Source organism: Helicobacter sp. MIT 11-5569, from assembly GCF_000765695.2.
Lineage (GTDB): Bacteria > Campylobacterota > Campylobacteria > Campylobacterales > Helicobacteraceae > Helicobacter_D.
On the sequence record NZ_JRPB02000002.1, the window covers coordinates 202,841 to 225,788 of the forward strand.

The 22,948-nt window shown below is 33.5% G+C and carries 26 protein-coding genes; 18 read left to right on the top strand and 8 right to left on the bottom strand.

Annotated features, from left to right (window positions below):
- Positions 1 to 2 precede the first annotated feature (2 nt).
- Positions 3 to 596: a DUF4879 domain-containing protein gene (locus tag LS70_RS03265; protein WP_034291234.1), complete on the bottom strand. Its 594-nt coding sequence runs from the start codon at positions 594 to 596 to the stop codon at positions 3 to 5.
- A gap of 208 nt (positions 597 to 804) precedes the next feature.
- On the opposite strand from LS70_RS03265, the gene LS70_RS03270 reads away from it, so the two are divergent.
- Positions 805 to 2,127: an MATE family efflux transporter gene (locus LS70_RS03270; protein ID WP_034291244.1), complete on the top strand. Its 1,323-nt coding sequence runs from the start codon at positions 805 to 807 to the stop codon at positions 2,125 to 2,127.
- 24 nt (positions 2,128 to 2,151) lie between these two features.
- Here the strand turns inward: LS70_RS03270 and LS70_RS03275 are convergent, their stop codons facing one another.
- The 7 genes from LS70_RS03275 to LS70_RS03300 all read right to left on the bottom strand — a co-directional run bounded on the left by LS70_RS03275 (position 2,152) and on the right by LS70_RS03300 (position 10,103).
- Positions 2,152 to 3,624: a methyltransferase regulatory domain-containing protein gene (locus tag LS70_RS03275; protein ID WP_034291236.1), complete on the bottom strand. Its 1,473-nt coding sequence runs from the start codon at positions 3,622 to 3,624 to the stop codon at positions 2,152 to 2,154.
- Between the two features lie 78 nt (positions 3,625 to 3,702).
- Complete coding sequence (locus LS70_RS03280; RefSeq protein WP_034291238.1) at positions 3,703 to 4,575, bottom strand: DMT family transporter; 873 nt, start codon at positions 4,573 to 4,575, stop codon at positions 3,703 to 3,705.
- On the bottom strand, positions 4,566 to 6,041 hold the full coding sequence (locus LS70_RS03285; protein WP_034291240.1) for a sugar phosphate nucleotidyltransferase: 1,476 nt from the start codon (positions 6,039 to 6,041) through the stop codon (positions 4,566 to 4,568). Before LS70_RS03285 ends, LS70_RS03280 begins: the two co-directional genes overlap by 10 nt.
- On the bottom strand, positions 6,038 to 6,358 hold the full coding sequence (locus LS70_RS03290; RefSeq protein WP_161594699.1) for a hypothetical protein: 321 nt from the start codon (positions 6,356 to 6,358) through the stop codon (positions 6,038 to 6,040). Before LS70_RS03290 ends, LS70_RS03285 begins: the two co-directional genes overlap by 4 nt.
- Positions 6,339 to 6,467, bottom strand: a complete 129-nt coding sequence (locus LS70_RS10295; RefSeq protein WP_268902939.1) for a hypothetical protein — start codon at positions 6,465 to 6,467, stop codon at positions 6,339 to 6,341. Before LS70_RS10295 ends, LS70_RS03290 begins: the two co-directional genes overlap by 20 nt.
- Positions 6,468 to 6,476: 9 nt before the next feature.
- Positions 6,477 to 8,459 (bottom strand): motility associated factor glycosyltransferase family protein, encoded by a 1,983-nt coding sequence (locus LS70_RS03295; RefSeq protein ID WP_034291332.1) that lies wholly within the window; start codon positions 8,457 to 8,459, stop codon positions 6,477 to 6,479.
- A gap of 66 nt (positions 8,460 to 8,525) precedes the next feature.
- Positions 8,526 to 10,103, bottom strand: a complete 1,578-nt coding sequence (locus LS70_RS03300; protein ID WP_034291330.1) for a flagellin B — start codon at positions 10,101 to 10,103, stop codon at positions 8,526 to 8,528.
- A 270-nt stretch (positions 10,104 to 10,373) separates the two neighbouring features.
- On the opposite strand from LS70_RS03300, the gene LS70_RS09920 reads away from it, so the two are divergent.
- The 17 genes from LS70_RS09920 to LS70_RS03380 all read left to right on the top strand — a co-directional run bounded on the left by LS70_RS09920 (position 10,374) and on the right by LS70_RS03380 (position 22,947).
- Positions 10,374 to 10,526, top strand: a complete 153-nt coding sequence (locus tag LS70_RS09920; protein ID WP_161594700.1) for a hypothetical protein — start codon at positions 10,374 to 10,376, stop codon at positions 10,524 to 10,526.
- Positions 10,527 to 10,617: 91 nt separating this feature from the next.
- Positions 10,618 to 11,688, top strand: a complete 1,071-nt coding sequence (locus tag LS70_RS03305; RefSeq protein WP_034287320.1) for a radical SAM protein — start codon at positions 10,618 to 10,620, stop codon at positions 11,686 to 11,688.
- A gap of 110 nt (positions 11,689 to 11,798) precedes the next feature.
- Positions 11,799 to 12,299, top strand: coding sequence for an acyltransferase (locus tag LS70_RS03310; RefSeq protein WP_034287323.1), 501 nt, complete (start codon positions 11,799 to 11,801; stop codon positions 12,297 to 12,299).
- Positions 12,292 to 13,260, top strand: a complete 969-nt coding sequence (locus LS70_RS03315; RefSeq protein WP_034287325.1) for a Gfo/Idh/MocA family protein — start codon at positions 12,292 to 12,294, stop codon at positions 13,258 to 13,260. Before LS70_RS03310 ends, LS70_RS03315 begins: the two co-directional genes overlap by 8 nt.
- On the top strand, positions 13,244 to 14,215 hold the full coding sequence (locus tag LS70_RS03320) for an NAD-dependent epimerase/dehydratase family protein (RefSeq protein ID WP_034287327.1): 972 nt from the start codon (positions 13,244 to 13,246) through the stop codon (positions 14,213 to 14,215). The genes LS70_RS03315 and LS70_RS03320 overlap by 17 nt, the downstream gene beginning before the upstream one ends.
- Positions 14,212 to 15,294 (top strand): DegT/DnrJ/EryC1/StrS family aminotransferase, encoded by a 1,083-nt coding sequence (locus tag LS70_RS03325; RefSeq protein ID WP_034287329.1) that lies wholly within the window; start codon positions 14,212 to 14,214, stop codon positions 15,292 to 15,294. The genes LS70_RS03320 and LS70_RS03325 overlap by 4 nt, the downstream gene beginning before the upstream one ends.
- A 3-nt stretch (positions 15,295 to 15,297) precedes the next feature.
- On the top strand, positions 15,298 to 15,915 hold the full coding sequence (locus LS70_RS03330; RefSeq protein WP_138109323.1) for an acyltransferase: 618 nt from the start codon (positions 15,298 to 15,300) through the stop codon (positions 15,913 to 15,915).
- A complete protein-coding gene (locus LS70_RS03335; RefSeq protein WP_138109324.1) occupies positions 15,912 to 16,787 on the top strand; it encodes a methionyl-tRNA formyltransferase in 876 nt (291 codons plus the stop codon). Before LS70_RS03330 ends, LS70_RS03335 begins: the two co-directional genes overlap by 4 nt.
- 9 nt (positions 16,788 to 16,796) lie before the next feature.
- Positions 16,797 to 17,738, top strand: a complete 942-nt coding sequence (locus LS70_RS03340) for a sulfotransferase domain-containing protein (protein WP_138109325.1) — start codon at positions 16,797 to 16,799, stop codon at positions 17,736 to 17,738.
- Between the two features lie 37 nt (positions 17,739 to 17,775).
- Positions 17,776 to 18,777 (top strand): peptidoglycan bridge formation glycyltransferase FemA/FemB family protein, encoded by a 1,002-nt coding sequence (locus LS70_RS03345; RefSeq protein ID WP_034291434.1) that lies wholly within the window; start codon positions 17,776 to 17,778, stop codon positions 18,775 to 18,777.
- A gap of 24 nt (positions 18,778 to 18,801) precedes the next feature.
- Positions 18,802 to 19,476 carry a formyltransferase family protein gene (locus tag LS70_RS03350; RefSeq protein ID WP_034291431.1) on the top strand — a complete coding sequence of 225 codons (675 nt, stop codon included), beginning with the start codon at positions 18,802 to 18,804 and terminating at the stop codon, positions 19,474 to 19,476.
- Positions 19,469 to 19,663 (top strand): hypothetical protein, encoded by a 195-nt coding sequence (locus LS70_RS03355; RefSeq protein WP_138109326.1) that lies wholly within the window; start codon positions 19,469 to 19,471, stop codon positions 19,661 to 19,663. Before LS70_RS03350 ends, LS70_RS03355 begins: the two co-directional genes overlap by 8 nt.
- On the top strand, positions 19,632 to 19,994 hold the full coding sequence (locus LS70_RS03360; RefSeq protein WP_138109327.1) for an acyltransferase: 363 nt from the start codon (positions 19,632 to 19,634) through the stop codon (positions 19,992 to 19,994). The genes LS70_RS03355 and LS70_RS03360 overlap by 32 nt, the downstream gene beginning before the upstream one ends.
- 88 nt (positions 19,995 to 20,082) lie before the next feature.
- A complete protein-coding gene (locus LS70_RS03365) occupies positions 20,083 to 20,808 on the top strand; it encodes a polysaccharide deacetylase WbmS family protein (protein WP_138109328.1) in 726 nt (241 codons plus the stop codon).
- A 28-nt stretch (positions 20,809 to 20,836) separates the two neighbouring features.
- On the top strand, positions 20,837 to 21,727 hold the full coding sequence (locus LS70_RS03370; RefSeq protein WP_034288160.1) for a hypothetical protein: 891 nt from the start codon (positions 20,837 to 20,839) through the stop codon (positions 21,725 to 21,727).
- A complete protein-coding gene (locus tag LS70_RS03375; RefSeq protein WP_034288157.1) occupies positions 21,720 to 22,352 on the top strand; it encodes a hypothetical protein in 633 nt (210 codons plus the stop codon). The genes LS70_RS03370 and LS70_RS03375 overlap by 8 nt, the downstream gene beginning before the upstream one ends.
- On the top strand, positions 22,342 to 22,947 hold the full coding sequence (locus LS70_RS03380; RefSeq protein WP_138109329.1) for a hypothetical protein: 606 nt from the start codon (positions 22,342 to 22,344) through the stop codon (positions 22,945 to 22,947). Before LS70_RS03375 ends, LS70_RS03380 begins: the two co-directional genes overlap by 11 nt.
- Position 22,948: the final 1 nt, after the last annotated feature.

The window sequence follows — 22,948 nt, forward strand, 5'->3', positions numbered from 1 at the left end:
GCCTACTTAATATAAATGCTTGTGCTCATTGTAGGACCAACATTAATAGAGCGCGCAGTATAGGTAAATGTGCCATTAGTATTGGCTGGTTTAGTAATATCCCATTGTTCTAACCAGCCTATAATGACCCTGTTGTCGCCTTCTATACCTATGCAATCTAGCATACTAGCTTGATTACCTGAGAATGTTGCACTATCTGTGTTGCTACCTCCATAACCATTAACTTGTGTCCATACAAAAAATGGATTTCCTCCATGATTTAAATTTGTGCTTGTTTGACCCTCATTAATATCCTCACAATATCCAACATCAGAAGAGCAAACTGATAAAATATAAACCTTGCTTACAGCAGGAGCTGCTGCTTTTGTTATCTTATCTTGTTTATCTTCCCCATTATTCTTTTTTATTGTCTCTAGCATATTATCAAATTCCCCATTTAAAATTTTTTCTTTGTTTGGAGAATTAGATTCTACATAGAAGCTCATTCCATTTCTTGTAACCTTTTCTTTCCCCTCTGTGGTATAACCCTCCGCACCAAATGCGATTCCACAGCTTAAAACACTTGCCAATGCAAGACTAAAGAACTTTTTTGTCATTTTAACTCCTTAAAATTTAAGATACGAGATATAAAGCAAAAATCATTCCATAGTTTTATTGACTATCTTAGCATTATAAAGCATGACACTTAGTGTCTGTCAAGGGGTTTGTGTGGTTTGTTTGATATGCTATAATTCCCACATTCAAAAGAAGCATAGACGGTTGCAAGCTTCTAAAACACAGAATCCTAAAAATACGAGAAAATCCATGACAAATCTTTATCTTAAATCCCCCTTGTATTTGCTATTGCGTTGTGCGTTGCCAAATATGGTTGGGGCGGTTTTGCTCTCTTTTTATTATATTGTTGATGGGATTTTTGTTGGGAAGTTTTTAGGCGCACAAGCCCTTGCTGCTATGGGGCTTGTGATGCCCTTTATTATGATGTCTTTTGCGCTTAGCGATATGGTGGCAGTGGGTGCTGGAGTGCAAGTATCTATGCGACTTGGTAAGGGCAAAATCAAAGAAGCTAGGATTATTTTTAGCACTTCTTTACTTGTTATTTTTACGATTGCTTTATTGATGAGTGCGCTTTTTTATTTTATAACTCCCTTTCTTTTGGGGTTTGTGAATGCAGAAGAAAGCCTTAAAGAATTATCGCTTGAATTTAGTAGAGTGTTTTTGTATTTTATGCCTTTTATTTCGCTATATTTTGCGCTTGATAATTATCTAAGAATTTGTGAGAAAAATATTTATAGTATGCTTATGAATGTGATTTTGGCTTTTGTAAATATTTTTTTGGATTATCTTTTTATTGTGGAGTTTGGTTTAGGGCTTTATTCTGCTGCGCTTGCGACTTGTATAGGCTTTAGCCTTGCGACACTTTTTGGATTGTTTCCGTTTTTGTTTATGCCTATAAAGTTAAAATTTTCTAAAGTCTTATTTCATTTTAAGATTCTGCTAAATATTTTTTATAATGGCAGTAGCGAGTTTTTTGGCAATATTTCAGGCTCTACTTACGCACTTTTTGCAAATGCCATTTTGCTTAAAATTTCTGGTGCTGTGGGTATAGCGGCTTTTAGTATTATTTCATATATTGATAGTTTTGTGATTTTGCTTTTGATGAGTTTAAATGAAGGAATCCAACCTGCTATTAGTTTTAACTATGCAAGAAAAGATGCAGAAAGGCTTAAATCCTTGATTTTTCACACCTTTGCGGCAGCTTTTGTATTTTGTATGCTTGTTTTTGCGGTTTGTATGGCTTTTGGCGATAATCTTGTGCAATTTTTTGCCAAAGAAAATGATGGAAGTTTGCTGCAACTTGCTTCTTTTGCGCTTTTTTTGTATGCGTTTAATTATCTCATTACTTGGTTTAACATCTCCACAAGTTCGCTTCTAACTGCGATTAACAAGCCTACTTTTTCTCTGATTTTAAGCTTATCTCAAAACCTTTTGATTCCTTTAGCTGGAATCTTTGCTCTTTCTTATTTTTGGGGGTTAAAGGGCATTTTCTTAACCGCTGTTGTCGCGGAATGTTTATGCGTGGTTTTGAGCATTGTTTTAATTAAAAAGTCTTTAAAAAAGGTTATTTGAAAATCTTAAAGATTCTAAATGCGACTAATCCAAAACCCCAAGCCTTTGATAAAGTGCTTTTGTTTGTAAAAATTGTCCGATGTAATTCTCTAAAGCTGCATTTGAAAGAGTTGGAATCTCGGCTTTTACAAATTCTAATAAAGAATCTTTATCTAAGATTCCTTGTGTGTAGGCTTTTAGGCAAGTCCAAATCGCTTCGTCTAAATAAAAGCCACCACCAATTAGCGCAGAAGCAAGGAATCTTCTTGTGCCTTTTTGTTTAGGTTGTGAGAAAAGTATCGCATTGTGTGCTTTGGTTTGCGCTAGGGTTTTTGGGGTGGTTGGTTTGGTTGGGTGTAAAAAGCCTTGTGTAATCATTGCACACAGAATCGGCAATAAAACTTCCATTCCAACGCCAAACGATTCCACCAAACTTTGAAGACTCTTTGGTTGGTAGGAATCTTTGGCAAAAAACTCTAAAATCTTTTGGCAAAAGGCTTGAAACTCTTGTGGCGATTCTGCGGCACTTTGGAATCCAAAGGGTGGTTTTAGTAGCACAAAGGAAGTGCGCAAAAGCCTTTGGTTACATTCTTCTTGCGCGGATTCTTTGTTGTTTTTGACAAAAATATCCATTCTAAAAGATTCGTTTAAAAAGAAATCTTTGAATTGTTCTTGTAAGATAGAATCTTTAGTGCTTGCTAAAAGTTCGTTTTGTTGCGTGTTAAAAGTCAAAGGGTCAAAGTGCCACATCAGTTTTGCGCTACATGCAAACTCGCATTGCACAGAGCGCATAAGGTCTGCCATTTGGCTAAAAAACAAGCAATGCCAATCTTTGTTGAAAAACTCGTGGCATAAATAGTTAATCTCGCGTGTTTGCAGCTCTTTTCTAACCTCTTGCGTGCGCGGATTTTCTTTTGCATACAAAGAATCAGAAGCAAAGAATTTTTGCGCATATGCGAGACTTGTTTGTATGCGTTCTTTTTGATTGCCATTTGCGTGCGATTCTAGGAGTTTTAGCAAATGCCGCATAGAGTATTTGCCCTCCCAACCCGGAAAGCAATTGTAGCTAATGAATAGCACTCCATTTTGGTGTAAGCAATGCGCAATGATTTCTAAAATAATTGTTTGATTTTCTTGACTAATCCAGCTCCAAACTCCGTGTAGCACAATATAATCAAACTTAAGATTCTCTCTTAAAGCTTTTTCTTTGATTTGCTTAAAACTCTCTTGATAAGCTTTTGCGTTGGGCTTAGAAGCATTTAGAAATTTTAACGCGTGCTCACAATGCGCGGATATAAAGTCATTGCCGATAAACTCTCCCTCACTTCCGCTTGCATGCAAGGCGAAGCTATTTCCCATTCCAAAGCCAAGTTCAAGGTAGCAAAAATTAGAATCCTCGCTTCTTTTGTACGTTTTGATTCCTGCAATATCTAAACAAAAATCTATCCACAAAGGATTGAGCGCGCTATTAAAATCATCAACATATTCTAGCTCTGTTGCGTATCCGTCATCTTGCATAATTTTTCCTTAAGAAGTAAAACTGCCATTATAGAGCATTATACTTAGTGTTTGTCAAGATAGCTTTAGTATTTCTCTCTATGAATGTTTTGAGTATTTGGATTCTGCTAGAATTACTCCACATAAGGTTAAAAATGCACCAAAAAGAGCTATATAAGAGAGTTTTTCATCTAAGACAAATAAAGAAGTGATAATAGTTATAAGGGGAGTTAAATAGACATAGACATTAGTTTTTACTGCCCCAATAAGTAGCGTTGCGCGATTCCATAATAAAAAGCATAATCCTGAAGCAAAAAGCGATAAAAAGAGTAGATTTAAAGCAATTTTTGGTTCTAATAAAAGTGCTAGATTTGGTGAAAATTCTAAAAATAAAAAGCTAGGCAACATTCCTAAGATTCCATAAAAGATAATACGCCGCGTAACTAGGATAAGCTGGTTTGTCTTTTGTAGAATTTTAAGAATCAAAAGCGAGTAAGCTGCCCAACCAAGTGCAGATAAAAGTGCTAATCCGTCGCCTAATGGATTAAAAGAAAATCCACCTTCTTCATAGCTTAAAAGCACGATTCCGCTCATACACAACACAAAAGCTATAAAAAAGACAAAAGAAAGTTTTTCAATCTTAAAAAAGGCTGCAAACAATGCGGTAAAAAGTGGAGCGGTTGCGATAATAACGCTGACATTTGAAGCTTTAGAAATATCCATTGAAAGATTTAAAAAGAGATTATAAATAGTGATTCCGCTAAGTCCAGCTAGAATCAAGTAAATCTCTTCTTTAAGAGTGGATTTTAAAAATTTTGGACGCACAAGAAGCAAGAAACAATAGCCGATTATAAATTGTAAAAATAAAAGCTCAAGTGGGCTAAAAACTTCTAAAAGAATTTTTACACAAACATAAAGACTAGACCAAAAAAACACACTAGCAAAGGCTAGAAAATGCCCCATTAACTGCATTGAAGCTCCTTAAGCGTGCTAGAGAGGCGCATAAGATATTCCCGCCCTAAAGTGATACAATCATAATACCAACTCCATAACGCCCAAACATAGCTAGAAATTAGCTTACCATGTAGAATCTCTTTGTAGGTAATATTTGGATAAAAGCTTAAGAGATGACAAATTTGCTCTTTATTTAGCTCTAACTCTCCTGCTAAATTTCCAAACTCCCAAATAGGAGAACAAAAGCTTGCAAACTCAAAATCAATGAGTTTGATTGTGGAATCCTGCGCGTTATAAAGAATATTTGGAAGCTGCAAATCTCTATGACATAGCACAAGCTCTTTTGAGTCCGCTTCTTTTGCAATTTGCGTGATGAATTTATGCTCTTGTTTGCTAAGAAGTGGAATCTTAGCTAGGGATTCGTAGTTTTTAATCTCATCGTTTAAAAGGATTTTTGGAAAGTTGGAATAATCTTTGTGTTTAAAGCTGTGTAAAGTTTGAATTGCATTGACAATTTTTTCTAAAGTAGAAAAGTTTAGCTGTTTCTTTGTTAAAGGTTGGTAGCCTTGCAAGTAAGCAGTGAGTTTAATATCGCTTGGATAAAATTCAGATTGTGGCGCGATATGTTCTCCTAAAAGTTTAGTGATTTGCTGCTCTAATTTGGTATCAATCACTTCTTCTCTGTGGTTGCGCGGAATCCTAATAACCTTATCTTCTCCTAAAAATTTGATTTTATAGTTGATATTTGTAACGCTAAAGAGTCTTTGGGCTGTATTGTCATCAGAGCATTGTTTGGCAATCTCTTCTGGAGTGATAAGTTTAGATATAAGCGCGTCATTAAAGGAATCAATCTCGGTATATAAGGAATCTAGCCCAAAAACATAAAAGTCAATTTTATCCATAGATTTTAAAATACAGGTTTCCCAATACTCTGTATCATCACATTTTGCAAGAGAATCTTTTATAATGTCCAAATCTTGCGCATTATCAAAAAATGCGATTCCATCTCCATAGCCACTTGTTGCATTAGTGTCAATATCTAAAAGTTTGCAATTTTCATCTGTGATGTATCCCCAAGATGGCGTTTGGTTGAGAATCTTTTGTGCTAGAAATTGTGAAGCACCCCATTTGATTTGTGTTTCAAAAGAATCTTGAAAAGTGTTTGTTAAAAACAAATCTCCATTTAGGATAAAAGTGCCTTTTGTAATGGAATCTTGCACAGATTTTAACGATGCAGCAGAGTTTGTAGAAGCGTAATTTTCAAAGACTATTTTTTCAAACTTTAACTTTTCTGCCAAAGGGTCAAAAAGATGATGTTTATATCCTGTAACAACGATAATTTCTTCTACGCCACATTTTCTTAAATGCAAAATCATATTTTCTAGCAAACTTTTGCCCTTAATCTCTAAAAGTGGTTTAGGTTTATTCAGTGTTAAGGGTTGCAAGCGTGTGCCTTTTCCGGCACATAAAATGATTGCTTTCATTGCTTGCCTTTAAGAATCTTATCAATTTCCTCTTTGATTGCTTCAGATGATGAACCGATATTGTAAATATTTTTCTCGCGCAGATTCTGCCAAAACTCCTTGTGTGTTTTAAAATTAATGGTTTGAAATTGCAGATTAAACAAAAGTGCAAGTGCGGAAGTATCTGTGATGAGACAATCACAATCTTTGGCTTTGGATAGGGATTTAATCGGGGTTATGGGGTAAGATTTTAAAGAATCTAAAATGACTTTATGATAGGATTTTGGAGTTTGCGGGTTTTGCAAATAGAAAATTACATTATGCCCCCCCCCCCCCATTATTTGTGCAAACTAAATTTTCTAGCACAGAAATATCATAAGAGCAAAGCACATTTGCATGTAAAACATCTTGCGATTCTCTAAAGCTTGGGGCATAAACTAATTGCATAAATTCTCCTTATTTTTGATTTGAATTTTGGGTGCTTTTTGCTTCTTGATTTGAATTTTGGTCGTATTTTTTAGGAATCTTCATCCATGTTTTAGCTGCGCGTTTAGCGATTTCTAAAGTCGCGTCCATTCCTCCAGCTAGAGAAAAGAGCCAAAATTTATGAGAATAGAGCCAGTCAATTTGCTTAACTTGTTTGTCAGTGATACTTTTAATCGGACGCACGACAATTTTAGCAAATTCTAATTCTTGATGCACGATATAAGATTGCACTGCATCAATGAAAACTTTGATAAAAGTATCTTCTAAAAAGAAATTTTTAATATCATCAATTTCGTCCATAAGTTTGTCCATTTTGGCAAAATTGATTTTCTCTAGCTTGTTTTGGTGGTTTAGCCTTTCTAGCTCTTCTGTCATTTTGACAACTTTTAAGAAAAGCTTTTCTACTTCTTTTTTTCTTTTATAGCCATAGTCTAAAAACTCTTTGACTTTTTTTTCAATGTGTTTTTTGTTTGTAGCAATTTGTTCTTTAGTGGGTGGTGTGAGCTTGATAGGAGATTTTTTCACCTTTGGCAGAGATTCTAAGATTTCTTGGAATGGAATCTCTTTTGTTCCTGCGATTCTAGCACCACCTTCTGTGGAGTTTATGACTTCTAGTGGATAAGGAGTTTCAGTAATATCTTTTTCAAAGAAATTCAAAAACATTCTCCAAATTTTGGTTGTTTCAACAACACCTTCTCCGCCATAAGCTGGCACTAAAATTTTTTCTAAAACATTGTCTTTGGGTTTGTATTGAGCCTCTTTTTCACCAAAAATTGCGTCTTTGGAGTGTGTTTTACCATCAGCAGAAAATGCCAAATCTTGCCCTATGAAAATACAAGTTTTAAATCTGCTATGCACAATAAGTTCGTATGCCATATTTGCCGCACTCATTCCGATTCCTGCATAGCCATATTCTTTTAAGTCAAAGAATCTTGTATAGCCAAATGGGCGCATACTAAAGCTTTTTGTGCCTTGCGTAATTGCATTTGTTGTCGCTTTATGCACGATACTTGTGATTGCAAAAATGATTCCTTTTTGTGCGTCTTGTGGTGTTTTGATATAAAAATCCGCAGTGGGTTCTACACGCTCTAATGTTACGACAACATCGGGTTTGATTCCGTGTTTAACAAGAATCGGAAAAGAAGCATCTACGCTAAAAATTGTGATTTTATCCGCATGTTTTTTAAGCAATGGAAGCTGTTTATAAAGCGAAGGTCCTGTAGAGACGATTACAGCAGTGTCTGTTGTTTTTGCATTGTTAATTAAATTAAGAAAAGAAGGTGTGGTAATCATTTCTGGGAGATTTTGTAAATGGTGTTCTAGCCCGATGAGTGCGTCTTTGGAATCGTTCCCAACAGAAATGATATGGTGTTCTAAACTGCGTGTTAAGATTCCATTTATTTTTAAACATTCCTCACTATAACGTCCATAATAGTTATTGAGTAGATGTAGGCTATAAATGCGTGAGTAAATCCATTGTCCCTCTGCAACTAAAAACTCATCAAGCCCTCCAAAATCTGTTGTAGGTGTCCAAAAAATTAGAAGTTTTTTGCTTGCAATTTCTTCAGAAAAATCTGCAAAATTTAATGCAATATAGATTAGCTCTAACTCTGGTTCAAAGACAAAAAGTTTTTTAATGGATTTGTTTTGATTGAGTAAGATTCTATAAAAGATACCATTTCCAAAACCAAAAAAGTAGAAAAAGGGATAGAGTTTAAAAGGTTCAAATTCTTCAATTTTTTCGGTTGTTTCTTCTAAAGGACTTTTTTGATAAAGAGAAACTTTATTTTCCTTATCATAAATATTGATATTAAGAGGGTCTTTGCCGATATAGACTTCGTATTTTTTATTGACTTCTAGTATTTTAAGCTGTGCTACAAGTAGGGGATTGACTTTTGCAAGAGCTTCTATATTTCTATCAAAACGAGGGTTTAGGGATTCTTGATTTTGCATAATGTATCCTTAAAAATATGCGATTATGAAATATTTTAGGTAAAAAGCCCCAAAAAAGGGCTTAAATTATTGAAGAAGTTTAAGAATGTTTTGTTGCACTTGATTTGCTTGTGCCATTGCAAAACTTCCTGATTGTGCAAGAATATTTGTTTTGGAGAATGTAGCAGATTCTTCTGCAAAGTCTGTATCACGGATTTGAGATTCCGCAGATTTAACATTAACTTGCGTTACAGTGATATTGTTGATTGTTGCAACAAGTTGTTGTTGCACAGAACCTAAGTCTGCACGGATTCTATCTAAATGTTCTTGTGCAGATTGTGCCATATCCATAACTGCCATTGCACCTGTTAAGCTTGTAACTCCAGCCCCAATTCCATTAGAATTAACTTTAGCAACTGCACCATTTGCATTTGCTCCAATTGCCGATGCAATGTTTGCGCCAAATTCGCCATTAACGCTTCTTAGATTTACAGTGTATTGTGCTAACCCAGTTCCTCCTTGGAAAGCTGCTGCTGAGTGCAAGCCAACTTGAGAGAAATTGATACCAGAGACTAGAATATCTCTTGCATTTAGTCGGATTAGTGTTAAGCGTCCAACAATCGCATGTGCAGTTCCTGAAATACCATCAAATGAACTTCCGGGCACAATTGCTCCAGCAGAATTTTTTCCAGTCATAATTTCTGAACCATCTGCAACATGAAGAGAAATCGCACGTCCATCTGTGCTTGTAAGTTGTAATGCACCAGAAATACTAAGCGATGCTTGCACACCTGTGCGCTCCTTTTGTGCATTGATTGCATTGATTAATCTTCCGTCATAATCATTTCTTTGCACATCATTAATATCACCAATTGAGATTCCATTAATCACTAAGCCACGAATTGTTCCAGAGGCAATAGGTGCAGAACCTTGTCCCATAACATTATAGGTTGCACGCACTCCTAATGTATCAGAGTTTTTATTAATTGCTTCTGCTAATGCTCCAATTCCTGTTCCCGCTGAAGTTGAAATTTTCACAGATTCAATAGCATAATTATTTGTTCCATCTGTATTTAAGAATTTAAGTGTAACTTCGCTTAAGTTTGTAGCACCAGCACTTGGCAATAAATCCCCAGCTGTTTCATAGCGAACATGTCCGATTTTATGAGAGTTTGTTGGTTGGATAGAAGCTTTAACGGTGGTGTTAGAATATGCACCAATTTGGAATTCTTTGTTTGTAAAAGCACCAGAGAGCATTTGCTGACCATTGAAGCTTGTTGTATTTGCAATATTATCAAGCTCTTCCATAAGGCGTAAAATATCGCTTTGGAGAGCATTTCTTGTAGTTTTGGTTTGCCCATCTTGTGCGGCTTGAACTGCTTTTGTTTTGATTGTGTCTAAGATTTTGATTTGCTCATCCATTGCTTTATCAGCAGTTTGAATGATACCAATTGCATCATTAGCATTTCTTGTTGCTTGTCCAAGAGCTGCGGCTTGAGAGCGTAAGCTATCGGCAATCGCCATACCAGAAGCATCATCAGCTGCTTTATTGATTCTAAGCCCTGAACTTAGCTTTTCAAGTGAATTTGCCATATTGCGGTTATTCACAATTCCTGAAGTATGCGCATTTAACGCATTAACGTTGGTGTATATCCTATAACTCATTGTGCATCCTTTGCAAAAATTTGAATTTGCAAGGTGTAAAGCAAATGGTGTTCCACTTTTTAAATTTGTTTAGTGAAATCCCTAAAATAAATGTTTTTAGAATTTTTGTTTGTTTTAATTTAAGTTTTGTTAGTATTCTGCCGATATTTTTAAGTCTTAAAATTTTAAGGAAGAGAAGATTGCTATCTATATTGATTATTGATAAATATTTGTTATTCTTAGACATAATATTATGGAGAAGCAAATAATATAAAAATAAGTGAGGTATAAATGACACCATCAATTTTACAACCACTCTTTCAACAATGGAGAGAAGAGGGACTTTCTTTTTGTGTAACAAGCGAAAACTATAATAAAAGTGATTTATTGGGTGAGCAAGATTCTGCTTCCACCACTTCTGCGGGGGGGGGGGGGGATTTTTAGCTATCCTTATGCACATCTGATTGAATCATCAGGGTATTGGGAAGAAAGAAATAATTATCATGGAAAGCCGCCATTATTCTTATCTAAAGAATTGATAGAGAAAATCGCACTTTATTTGGTAGGACATATAAAGCCACGGGTAGTTTATTTACAAATAACAACAAAATGTAATTATGTATGTCCAATGTGTCCATTTCATGGAAGTGGCTATGAGGGGAAATATTTTAAAGATAATCCAAGCTTAAAACCTCAAAATATGCCATTAGATGAAGCAAAGAAATGTATTGATAAGATTGTTGATTATGGAGCTAATATGGTCGCAATGTCTCCATCAGCAGAGTTTTTTATTTATCCTTATTGGGAGGAAATCAGTCGCTATATCAAACAAAAGGGATTAAAAATTAGTGCTACCACTAATGGATCTTTTGTTACTAAAGAAGTGATTGCAAAACTAAAAGATATTGGTTTTGATGAGCTAATATTCTCTATAGATTCTATTAATCAAGAAACTTATGCAAAAGTAAGGAGCTCAAAAGAGAAAGATTATCAAACTGCAATTTCAGCTCCTATTCTTGCAACAGAGGCGGGTATTTATGTGCAAGTGCATTTTACCCAACAAAAGCCAAATAGAGGGGAAAAAGATGCAGTCTTTTCTTTTTATAAAATGCAAAATATTCGCTCAATGACTTTTGGGATTGAGTTGCACACAGAAGAAAACAAAGAATTAACAATTATGCCTATAGAAAGAAAAGAATATATCCATGGTTTATGTGGCGCATATAATAATCTAGTAATATTAATAGATGGGAATCTCGTTTCATGTTGCGGTTTTGCTAATCGCTATAAATATATAAAACCAAAACTGGATGCCTTTTCTTTGCGAGAGCATTCTATCTGCGAAGTATTATCCTACCAACATTCTTTAATGGCTAATAAGGATGAAGATGTTATGAAGTTGTGTTGTAGTTGTGATTTGTATCAAATTGCATTTGAATCAAAAAATCAAATTTCGGTTGAAAATAATTATGTTATAATTAAAAAAACAATATCCGAATCTCATTTTAGAATACCAAAAGAATTAGAAAATATACCTAATAATATTCTTTCTTGGATGTATCAAAATAACATTGTATCAAAAATGAAGCAGGATAAAATTTTATAAAAATTTATTATCAAATGAAAGAAAGTAGAATCGCAAGTTGTTTGTTTTGCATTTTTTAAGTGATTTTGTGGAATAATAAAATTATTGATGCAAGGAAGGTTTATTTACAAATGGTTTTTATTCATCCAACAGCAAATGTTGCAAAAGGAGCGCAAATAGGGGCAGAAACTAAAATTTGGCAAAATGCTCAAATTAGGGAGTTTGCCCACATTGGGCAAAAATGTATAATTTCTAAAGATGTGTATATTGCGGAAAATGTTCAAATTGGTGATAGATGTAAGATTCAAAATGGAGTTTCTGTATTCCAAGGCGTTACGCTAGAAAATGATGTCTTTGTGGGACCAAATGCTTCTTTTACAAATGATAAAGTCCCGAGAGCCTTTAATGAAAATTGGGAGATTGTCCCAACTCTTATTAAAGAGGGTGCAAGCATTGGGGCTAATGCTACGATTGTGTGTGGGATTACTATTGGCAAATATGCAATGGTGGCTGCAGGAAGTGTAGTAACGAAAAATGTGGAAGATTATAGTCTTGTAATGGGGAATCCCGCTAGACATTATAGTTACATTGATAAAATGGGCAATAAAGTGGAAACTAAACCAAATGAATAACAAAAGTATTAAAATTGGTTTGTTGGGTATCGGTAGAATGGGGCAGAATCATTTGCGTATTTTGTCTATGTTGAAATATGTTGAAATATGTTTCATTTATGACATTGCAACAGATGCCGCTAGAAATATTGCCACACAATATCAAGTTCCTTTGTCTAATAATCTTGATGAAGATTTAAAAAAAGTAGATGGTGTTATTATTGTAACACCTACTTTTACGCATGGCGAGTATTTTTTCAAAATTGCTCCTCTTGTTAAAAATATTTTTATTGAAAAACCTTTAGCACATACTTTAGAAATGACACAAAAGATTGCTCATTATGTTAGTCAGCATAATATTTCATTGCAGGTAGGTTTTATAGAACGTTATAGTCCCGCAGTAACGGCTCTAAAAAAAGCTATTGATAATAGTAATACTATTATAAATATGGATTTCACAAGAACCAATAAGATTAGTAGTCGCATTACAGATGTTGATGTTGTTTTAGATTTGATGATTCATGATATTGATTTGGCTTTAAGCTTAAATGGAGATGTTAAACAGGTTTATGCTTATGGTTGTTACCAAAACAATATGATAGAGTTTGCAAGAGCCATTATAACTCATAAAAATGGAGTTTTTTCTACTATAACTGCTAGTCGTATTACAGAAAAGCGCATGAGAAAAATTAGTGCTACTTGCGATAACATGTATATAGATTGCAATCTTTTAAGCAAAGAAGTTTTTGTAAATAAGCAATCTTTGGAGCAATATCTTGAAAATGTATCCATTGTTTCTAAGACAGAGACAATTGATGTGAAACCTAGAGAAGCACTCTTTTTAGAATTGATAGATTTTGTTGAATTGTGCAGAGGAAATCAAACAGATTTTGCTACGGCACAAGACGCATTAAAGGCTATGGAAATTGCCTGTGATATTCAATCTCAAATTAAAAAGCACCACAATGAAACAGCATATTAGAATACCGATTCAAGGAAGTGTAGTTTTAGTTACAGGAGGAGCTGGTTTTATCGGTAGTCATTTGGTTGATAGGCTTTTGAAAGAAGAAGCTAAGCAAATTATTGTAGTGGATAATTTTTTTTTGGGTAGTGAGGAGAATTTACAATCTGCTATTGGGAAAGGAATTATTCTTTATAAAGATGATATGGAAATTGCTTCTTCTGTAGAATATATTTTTGAACGGCACAAAATAGATATTGTCTTTAATTGTGCAACAAAGGCTCTTAATTATTCTTTTATGAATCCAAAAAATAGTTTTAGTGTCAATAGCAATATAATACTTAATCTTTTAGAAGCACAAAGAAAATGTTTGTTTAAAACTCTTGTGCATTTTTCAACTTCAGAAGTTTATGGAAGTGCAGTTTATGAACCAATGGACGAGCAGCACCCTATTAATCCCACAACGACCTATGCCGCAGGTAAAGCAGCCGCAGATATAGCACTAAAATCCTGGGTTTCTATGTTTGGCTTGGACTCTTTTATTGTGCGTCCTTTTAATAATTATGGACCAAGGCAAAATTATAAAGGTTATTTAGCGGGCGTGATTCCAATTACTATTTATAGAATCCTAAAGGGACTGCAGCCAGAAATTCATGGAACAGGTTTGCAAAGTAGAGATTTTATTTATGTTGAAGATACGGTTGATGCGATTATTAAAGTGTATCCTGTAATGTCCAAAGGAGAAAGTATTAATATTTCAACAGATGGACAAATTTCTATCAGAAAAGTTATCCATAAGATAGCAGAATTTATGGACTATCAAGGAAATATTTTAGAAAAGCCTGCTAGAAATTCTGATGTGGAGTGTCATAATGCTAGCAATGCTAAAATTAAATCATTGATTGATTATCAATTAACTCCATTTGATGAGGGGCTTAAGAAAAGCATACAATGGTATAAAGGATTTATAAGATGATAAAACTTATCCAACCTTATATTAGCTTTGAAGAAGTTAGAGAGGATTTTGAAAAGATTTTTGATTCAGGTTGGCTAACAAAAGGTAATTATATTCAGCAATTTATGCAAGATTTGCGTGAATTTTTAAATGTTCAATATTCCTATGCGACAACATCGGCAACCACTGCTTTGAGTATTTGTCTTAAAGCATTGAATCTTCAAAGTCAAGATGAAGTGATTGTTTCAGACTTTTCATTTCCAGCTACTTCAAATGTTTTAGAGGATTTAAATATTAAGCCTATCTTTGCAGATGTTTGTCTATCTACCTTTAATATGCTGCCAGAAGAACTTGAAAAGAAAATATCCAATAAAACAAAAGCAGTTATTTTTGTGCATGCACTAGGGAATCCTAGTGGAATTTCAAGTATTCAAGAAATCTGCAAACACTATAAGATTCCATTGATAGAAGATGCCGCTTGTGCAATCGGCAGTAGTGAGTTTGGCATAAAAGCTGGTGCTTTTGGAGATTTGGGTTGTTTTAGTTTCCATCCTCGTAAGCTTTTAACAACAGGAGAGGGAGGGGCAGTCGTTTTTAATCATAAATGTTTTGAGAAGTTTTTTGAGATTAAATTAAACCATGGAGCAGTTTGCCGCCAAGGAAAACTTGATTTTGTAGATTTTGGCTATAATTATAGACTTCCTGAATTACAAGCGGTTATGGGTATCAAGCAACTAAAAAAACTAGATAAAATTATTCAAGAAAGAAACCAAATTAGAGAAATGTATATTCAATATTTAAAACCTCTAGGATTCCAAGAGCAAAAAATTGGGCAAGAAGTGGTTTTTAATGTCCAATCTATGGTTTTTGTTGTTCCTGAAAATATTTGTAGGAATGACTTGATAGCTTATTTATATGAAAATGGTGTAGAAAGCACATTGGGAACTTATTGTTTGAGTGGAACAAGCTTTTGTAAGAGTAAATACAAAGACATTCAAAAAAATGCAAAATTTTTGGAGGATTCTACTTTGACACTTCCTTGCTATCAAGGGGTTGATGTAGAATATATCTCTAAAATTATAAAAAAGTTTTTGGCTTAAATAATGAAAAAGAAAAATATCATAAAACTAAAAAGAAAAATATCTCATCTTTTTTCTCAATTAAGAGATAATAAAAAGTTAGAATATAATAGAGTTTTACCCTTTAATGAATATCTCAATGATCGTTGGGAAAAAGCAAATTATTTGAAATGGGGAGAAAGAAGTAATTGCTATGATAGTGTTTATGTTTTTGGTGATGTGGAAGTAGGAGAAAATACTTTTATTGGTCCTTTTTGCATTCTTGATGGTGGCGGTGGGTTAAGGATTGGTAAGTTTTGCTCTATCTCTGCTGGAGTGCAGATTTATACACATAATAGTGTGCAGTGGTCTAATCAAGGAGGTAAAGAACCTCTTGAGTTTTCACCTGTGATTATAGAGGATTATTGCTATGTTGGTCCAAACTCTGTGATAAGTATGGGTGTTAGGATTGGGAAAGGGGCAGTTGTTGGGGCGTGTAGTTTTGTAAATAAAGATGTCCCACCTTATACAAAAGTCGCTGGGTGTCCAGCAAGAATTATTGGAGGAATTATGAATCAAAATAATAATAACCCTGCGGGGGGGGGGGGGTATTTAGAATATCCTATCAAGCTTACCCTCTTGTCGCATAGGAGGGTAGCGTGAAGCGGTTGTCTTATATCTTTTTTGGAACTACGCATTTTAGTAAAGCTATTTTAGAAAATCTTTTACAAAAGGGTTATTTACCCAAAGCCATTTTTTCTATCCCAGAATATTTTTCTATTTCTTATGCGCAAGAGAAAGTCAAAAATTGTAATTTTTTTGACTTTTCTTCTTTGGCTAGAGAATATAATATACCTTTTTATTGGGTAGAAAGCCCAACAAACACGCTTTTATCTTATAAAGACAAGATTCAAGAATATGAGGTTGATTTTTTTCTAGTTGCAAATTGGTATTACAAGATTCCTTATCAAATTTATACTTTGAGCAAAATGGGGGCTTTTGGCTTTCATAATTCTCTTTTGCCGAAATACGCTGGTAGTGCTCCTTTGGTATGGGCTATGATAAAGGGAGAGAGAGAAAGTGGCGTTACGCTTTTTAAAATGAATGAAGAAATGGATTGTGGGGATATTATTAGTCAAGAGAGTTTTGTCATTGATTTTAAAGATAGTATTAATGAAGTGTTGAAAAAAGCAGAAAAAATCGCGATACAAATGAGTTTAGATTTGTTTTGCAAACCTATTGTCTTTACGGAACAAAAAGGAGAAACAAAATATTATCCACCAAGGAATCCTGAAGATGGCGAGATTGACTTAAATCTAAGTGCAGAAGATCTTTATAATTTTATCCGCGCTCAAAGCTTCCCTTATCCCGGAGCGTTTATTAAAACGCGCGACGGCAAAAGATTAATCATAGAAAAAGCTTATATTGATTCTAGGATTCCTAATAATCCTAGTTTTGACAACCCTGCGGGGGGGGGGGGGCGATTTAGTCGCTTTTTTGCTCCACTCCAAACCACTTCTAAAAAAGTGGCATAGGAGGGTAGCATGAGAACTCCAAATTTTATTATCGGAGGGACAGCCGCAGGTGGGACGAGCTATCTCTATGAACTTCTTATCCAACATTCTGAAATTTATTTACCACAACAAAGAATCCCAGAGCCACATTATTATTATAAAAGTTGGGAATATGCCAAAGGATTGGATTGGTATTTAAAGCAATATTTTGATGATGTGCCTAGCGATAAAATTGTAATAGGAGAGCGTTCAAGCTCATATTTGTATGGCGGTAAAAAAGTCGCACAAAGAATCGCAAAAGATTTTCCTAAGATGAAATTTATCTTTATGCTTAGAAATCCTATACAAAGAACTTGGGCGAATTATCGTTTTACTTGTCTGCAAGGATTGGAAGAATTAAGTTTTAAAGAAGCTATCACACAAGAAGAGCAAAGAATAAAAGAATCTCAAGGGATTTGGAGAGAAATTGCTCCTTATGATTATACGGGTAGGGGATTTTACGCTAAACAGCTTAAAGAATTTTTAGAATTTTTCCCCAAAGAGCAGATTTTATGTATTAAATCTGAATCACTTTCTAACGCTAATTTTTCTCCTTTGCTTAAGATTTATGAATTTTTGGGCTTAAAAGAAAAAGATTTTGTTCCCTCTTTTGCTCCTAGCCATACAAGTTTGAGTGTGGTTAATGCGAAATTACAAAAAGAGCTTAGAGCATATTTTGGAGATACGACTTTTTCACAATTAATGAATTCTGTTCGCAGAGAAGAAGAGTTAATCACTAAAGCAGAAGATAAAGAAAAATATGAGCAATTAAAAAATAATATCAAAAATATCAAGGAAGTAATTCCTGAAAATTGCGTCAATTTGCTTCAAGATATTTTCTATAAGGATATTGAAGATTTATCAAAACTTGTTAATTTTGATGTGAGTGATTGGCTAAATCCAATTCATCTCCCTGCGGGGGGGGGGGGGTAAATAATACCTCTTTAACTGCTAAAAATAGGGGGCTAATATGCAAATTAGCCTCTTAGATTCTACACTGACTTTGCAATACAATGAATTTTTAAATCGTTGTGATTGCGCTATGATGTATTACTCCCTTTCTTTTAAAAGATTGTTAGAGGAAACTTTAAAATGTAAATCTTATTATTTAATCGCGACTGATAAAGATAGAGTTTATGGGATTCTTCCTTTGATGATAAAGGAAGGTAAATATGGAGAAGTTTTGAATTCTTTGCCATTTTATGGGAGCAATGGAGGAATTTTGGCAAGTCAAATGGAAGCAAAAGATAGACTTTTAGAAGCTTATAATCAATACTCAAGAGATTTTGCAAGTGCTACTTATATCACTAATCCTTTTTTGGATAATACAATATCTCAAGCTTTGCCCTATGATTTTATGGATAGCAGGATTGGGCAAATCACTCCATTGCTAAAAGAAGAAATGCTTTTTAAAAGCTTTGCTCCTAGTGCGAGAAGAAATATCGCTAAAGCTCTTAGAAGCGGTGTTGATGTTAAGCTAAGCAATGATTTTGAATTTCTGTATCAAACACATTTTGAAAATATAACAAGCATTAATGGAATCCCTAAGCAAAAGCATTTTTTTGAGAATATTCCAAAGTTCTGTGAAAGAGAAGAATATAAACTTTATGTAGCAGAGCTTCAAGGAAAAGCTATTGCTGCGCTTTTATGTTTTTATTATGGTAATGTTGTAGAATATTATACACCAGCATTGCTTAGTGAATATCGCACATTTCAAGCATTACCCTTGATTATCTTTAAAGCGATGAATGATGCTTATGATAAGGGTTATAAATGGTGGAATTTCGGTGGAACTTGGGTTTCGTTAGATGGAGTCTATAAGTTCAAATCTAAATTTGGAGCTCAAGATAAGAGCTATTACTATTATATATTGCTTAATGAAAAAGATATTTTAAATGCTACTAAAGAAGAATTATTAGCAGAATATCCTTATTTTTATGTGCTACCCTTTAAATATTTAACAAATGGATAATTTAATTTTAATTAGGAGGATTCTATGAATATTGCATTTTTTTGCACAGGCAATGGTTCGTTTTTTAAATTTATTTATCATAATAAGGATTTATTAGAAAGAGTTGATAGAATCTTATTATTTTCTGATAGAAATTGTGGCGTTATTAGGGATTTTAAAGATTTGATTCCTTGTGAAGTGTTTGATTCAAAAGATTTTGAAAAAGACGCTTTAGAGTGGTTATTAAAATATGAAGTGGAATATGTATTTTTGAGCTGCAATAGAATCTTAAAGTATGAGTTGTTGGAGTATTTTGGAGAAGATAATAAAAAAATGTTCAATACCCATCCCTCATTGCTCCCAAAATATATTGGATTAAGTGCCATAAAAGATTCTTTTGAAAGCCATGATAAAGTTTATGGAGCTACGATTCATTATGTAACAAAAGAAGTAGATTGTGGTGGAATCGTAGCAAGATGTGCTTTAAAGAGAAGTGATAGTGATTTAAGCGATTATACGCATAGATTATTTATTAATCAAGCAGTTTTATATTTGGATTTTGTTTCCAAAGTATCTTTAGGAGAAGATTTTAAAGTGTTGGAGGGTTTTAATGTAAATTCTTCTTTGGGTTTTACACCTTCTTTGACTTTAGATTGTAAGAGGATAAAATTTTTTAATCCCTTAGATTCTCAATTATTAATAAAGGAAAATAATGAATAAAGTAGCGCTAATACAAGAAATTATGTTTAATTGGGAGGCTTACTCTATTGAAGAGATAAAAGATATGGTTAAGGATTTGCCAATGAAGTTATTGCGTTATTTGGGCTCTGAACACCCAGATAATAGAGTAAGAAAACTTTTCTTTCGGTTGAGCAATGTTTCTATCGGGGGGGGGGGTAGTTATTAATAGGGGATTGATTATTAGCGATAATTATGAGCCTTTAGTTGTCATAGGGGATAGATGTGCGCTTGCTACAAATATCAGTATAATTGCGGATTCTAATCCTAATAATAGTCTTTTAAAGGATTTAAAGAGTGTTGAGAGTTGTATTTTTTCTAAGCCTGTAATTTTGGAATCTGATGTTTGGGTTGGCGCAAATGCTATTATTTTGGGTGGTGTTAGAATCGCAGAGGGTAGTATTATAGGAGCTGGTGCGTTAGTTAATAAAGATACAGAGCCTTATTGTGTTTATGCAGGAGTTCCTATAAGGAAACTTAGGAAACTTAAAGATTTTTGAGATTACGCTTTTATGGTGAGTATTTTTATTAAGAAATTCTTGATATAATACCGCGCTAAAATGTTTTATTATGGGGAGAGTGATAGTTATGGATTTTGGATTAGTAAGTGAGATTAATCCTTCTATACCGCATTCTTTTAAAAAAACTTTCTTAACTTTTGATATTGATTGGGCAAGCGATGCAGTGCTAGAATATTGCATTAATATTTTAGAGCAAGCTAATGTTAAAGTAACTTGGTTTGTTACGCATCAAACTCCTTTGCTTGATAGGTTGAGAGAAAATCCTAATTTTGAGCTTGGCATACATCCTAATTTTAATCCTTTGCTAGAGGGAGATTTTCGTTATGGCAATCATTATGCTAAGGTTTTAGAATATTATTTAAATATTGTTCCTGAAGCTAAAACAATGAGAAGTCATTGTCTTGGAATTTCTAGTAGAATCTTGAGTGAAGCTAAAAGATTAGGCATTACACATGAGAGCAATATTTTAGTTCCAATGATGACCTATAATAGTGCGGGGGGGGGGGGCTTTTTGAAGCCTTATTCTAATTGGGATAAATTGATTCGTTGCCCTTATCATTGGGCAGATGATGTAGCTTGTATGTATGAAAAAAGAATTGATATTTGTAGTATTAAGAGTAATGGCTATTTTATGTTTGGATTCCACCCTATCCATATCTTTTTGAATACAGAATCTTTAAATCGTTATGAAAGTGCTAGGAGTTATTTTAAAGATTATAATTTGCTAAAACAATATCAAGGGAATTCGCCTTTTGGTAGTCGTGCTATCTTGGATAGTCTTTTAGGCACATAAGTATAATGCAAATTTAGGAGAATAAAAAATGGTTTCACATTTGAATATGAATAAAATCACCATAGAGCAATGGGGAATAGAATGTCTAGATGGTGTTGAATCTGTGGAGTCAAATACGATGAGCTATGCAGAAAATAAAGCTTTTTTTCTTAAAGCGGTTGCCAATCCAAATATTATAATTCTTCTCACAACAGAGCAAATTTATTATGAATTGCAATCTTATATCAAAAGAGAAATTACGATATTTCTTACAGATAATCCTAGATTTTATTTTTGGAAAATTCATAATCAATATGGAGAAAGATTTAAAGAACGCATTTATAGTGTGGAGGGCTATCGTGGTAGTAATGTCAAAATCCATTCTACTGCACATATTGATGAAAATGTTTATTTGGGTGATAATGTTGAAGTTGGAGTTCATGCATATATTGCAGCTAATTCTTATATTGGTGATAATTCTTATATTGGAAATGGTGTTGTTATAGGTGCTCAAGGGTTAGAATTAGCCTATAATGGTTATGAAAAAGTAATGATTCGCCGTTATGGGGGAGTTAGGATAGCAAATGATGTTCATATTATGGATAATAGTGTGGTGAGCAAGTCCATATGGGGAGTTACAGATTTACAGGATTCTGTTTCTATTGCCGTTTTGTGCAATATCGCTGCTAATTGTATTATAGGTAAAGCAACTCGTATGTCTGGAAATTGTTTAGTAGGAGGCAGTGCTAAACTTGGAGAAAATGTAATCTTAGGTCCTTCTGTAACGATTAAAGACGGGATAAGCATAGGTTCAAATTCAAGAGTTAGAATTGGAAGTGTTGTGGTGCAGAGTTTCCCTGAAAATTCTGATATTTCTGGAAATTTTGCCTACAATCATACTAAAAATATTCGTAATTTTATAAAGGTCAAAAATGGATAAGCTTCAATCTATTTCATTAGATGATTTATATTATTTAGGCAACCGCAATTATATTCAAGGCGGAACAATTTACGAATTACTTTTACCTAGAATCCTACATATTTTTTCTGCCCCTACAAACCTTGATTTTACTTATCGTTCTATTATCCAAAAAAATCTTATTTTTCTTAACAAGCAGCAAGAAGATAAAGAAATTAAGATTGTTATGAAATTAGAAGATAGAGATAAAAAATATAAATTTTATGGTTACCATAAAGAGGATTCTCCAATCATTCAAGAGAGGATTTCTTATGATGAAGAAGAAATTTTAAAAACTGCAATAATCAATCAGAATAATATCTTTTTAAATCATTTTATAGGAAAAGATATATCTGTCGTGAGATATGTAATTGCAATGAATAAAGAATTGCTTAATACATTATTCAAAGATGAGATTAAAGATTACAAATGGTTTCTATCAAGATTAACATTAGATAAAATTATTAATGAAAGTGAGATACAAGAAATCCAACTCAAATATTGTTCTAGGTTTGAATTTCAAATCGTTAAAACGGAAATTTTTATTAATCAAATAAGTGTTGGTTTTATTTATTTTTCTCTTAAAAGGAATGATTATGTTTCTTGAAAACTCATTGTATAGTGATTTTGCTTTTAAGGCAGAGCGTGATTATGTGCATGGAACAACAATTTATGATTTTTTGTTAGACAATATTAGTGGTATTGGGGGGGGGGGGGGGGATTTGTTGCTTGATTTAGTGTTTCATAAACTTGCACGCAAGAACCTTTGCTTTACTATGGAAAAACCACAAAATTTAGAAGATATTGTCTTGACCCTTAAATGCCAAAATAAAAAAGAGAAAATTAAAATTTTTGCAACAGAATATGAAAAAAATATTGTCAAACGGATTCCATATAATGAAGATGAAATTACAAATAAAGCTACTTTTAGCGATAATCAAGCCATAATTTCAAAAAATAGCAATTATTCTTTTATAGAACACCTTGTTTCTTTGAATAAATCTTTACTTTCCAAAATTTTTGACGATATTAAGGGTAAGTTTTATTTTTCGCGACTTGAGCTTAAAGAAGGTTTTATAAGAGATTTTAGCTCTATACAGCTTTTTTATCAATCGCATTTTAATTATCAATTAATGAAGACAATAGTTTTTGTTGATAAGAGAGAAATAGGATATATTTATTTTTCTTGTAAAAGGAGTTGAT

Coding starts and splice junctions, on each gene's coding strand:
- LS70_RS09920 (WP_161594700.1), top strand. CDS start 10,374: ATGACACCATCAATTTTACAACCACTCTTTCAACAATGGAGAGAAGAG.
- LS70_RS03275 (WP_034291236.1), bottom strand. CDS start 3,624: ATGCAAGATGACGGATACGCAACAGAGCTAGAATATGTTGATGATTTT.
- LS70_RS03375 (WP_034288157.1), top strand. CDS start 21,720: ATGGATAAGCTTCAATCTATTTCATTAGATGATTTATATTATTTAGGC.
- LS70_RS03295 (WP_034291332.1), bottom strand. CDS start 8,459: ATGCAAAATCAAGAATCCCTAAACCCTCGTTTTGATAGAAATATAGAA.
- LS70_RS03325 (WP_034287329.1), top strand. CDS start 14,212: ATGATAAAACTTATCCAACCTTATATTAGCTTTGAAGAAGTTAGAGAG.
- LS70_RS03355 (WP_138109326.1), top strand. CDS start 19,469: ATGAATAAAGTAGCGCTAATACAAGAAATTATGTTTAATTGGGAGGCT.
- LS70_RS03360 (WP_138109327.1), top strand. CDS start 19,632: ATGTTTCTATCGGGGGGGGGGGTAGTTATTAATAGGGGATTGATTATT.
- LS70_RS03370 (WP_034288160.1), top strand. CDS start 20,837: ATGGTTTCACATTTGAATATGAATAAAATCACCATAGAGCAATGGGGA.
- LS70_RS03340 (WP_138109325.1), top strand. CDS start 16,797: ATGAGAACTCCAAATTTTATTATCGGAGGGACAGCCGCAGGTGGGACG.
- LS70_RS03300 (WP_034291330.1), bottom strand. CDS start 10,103: ATGAGTTATAGGATATACACCAACGTTAATGCGTTAAATGCGCATACT.
- LS70_RS03380 (WP_138109329.1), top strand. CDS start 22,342: ATGTTTCTTGAAAACTCATTGTATAGTGATTTTGCTTTTAAGGCAGAG.
- LS70_RS03285 (WP_034291240.1), bottom strand. CDS start 6,041: ATGAAAGCAATCATTTTATGTGCCGGAAAAGGCACACGCTTGCAACCC.
- LS70_RS03320 (WP_034287327.1), top strand. CDS start 13,244: ATGAAACAGCATATTAGAATACCGATTCAAGGAAGTGTAGTTTTAGTT.
- LS70_RS03265 (WP_034291234.1), bottom strand. CDS start 596: ATGACAAAAAAGTTCTTTAGTCTTGCATTGGCAAGTGTTTTAAGCTGT.
- LS70_RS03350 (WP_034291431.1), top strand. CDS start 18,802: ATGAATATTGCATTTTTTTGCACAGGCAATGGTTCGTTTTTTAAATTT.
- LS70_RS03315 (WP_034287325.1), top strand. CDS start 12,292: ATGAATAACAAAAGTATTAAAATTGGTTTGTTGGGTATCGGTAGAATG.
- LS70_RS03290 (WP_161594699.1), bottom strand. CDS start 6,358: ATGGGGGGGGGGGGGCATAATGTAATTTTCTATTTGCAAAACCCGCAA.
- LS70_RS03345 (WP_034291434.1), top strand. CDS start 17,776: ATGCAAATTAGCCTCTTAGATTCTACACTGACTTTGCAATACAATGAA.
- LS70_RS03270 (WP_034291244.1), top strand. CDS start 805: ATGACAAATCTTTATCTTAAATCCCCCTTGTATTTGCTATTGCGTTGT.
- LS70_RS03310 (WP_034287323.1), top strand. CDS start 11,799: ATGGTTTTTATTCATCCAACAGCAAATGTTGCAAAAGGAGCGCAAATA.
- LS70_RS03365 (WP_138109328.1), top strand. CDS start 20,083: ATGGATTTTGGATTAGTAAGTGAGATTAATCCTTCTATACCGCATTCT.
- LS70_RS03280 (WP_034291238.1), bottom strand. CDS start 4,575: ATGCAGTTAATGGGGCATTTTCTAGCCTTTGCTAGTGTGTTTTTTTGG.
- LS70_RS03330 (WP_138109323.1), top strand. CDS start 15,298: ATGAAAAAGAAAAATATCATAAAACTAAAAAGAAAAATATCTCATCTT.
- LS70_RS10295 (WP_268902939.1), bottom strand. CDS start 6,467: ATGCAATTAGTTTATGCCCCAAGCTTTAGAGAATCGCAAGATGTTTTA.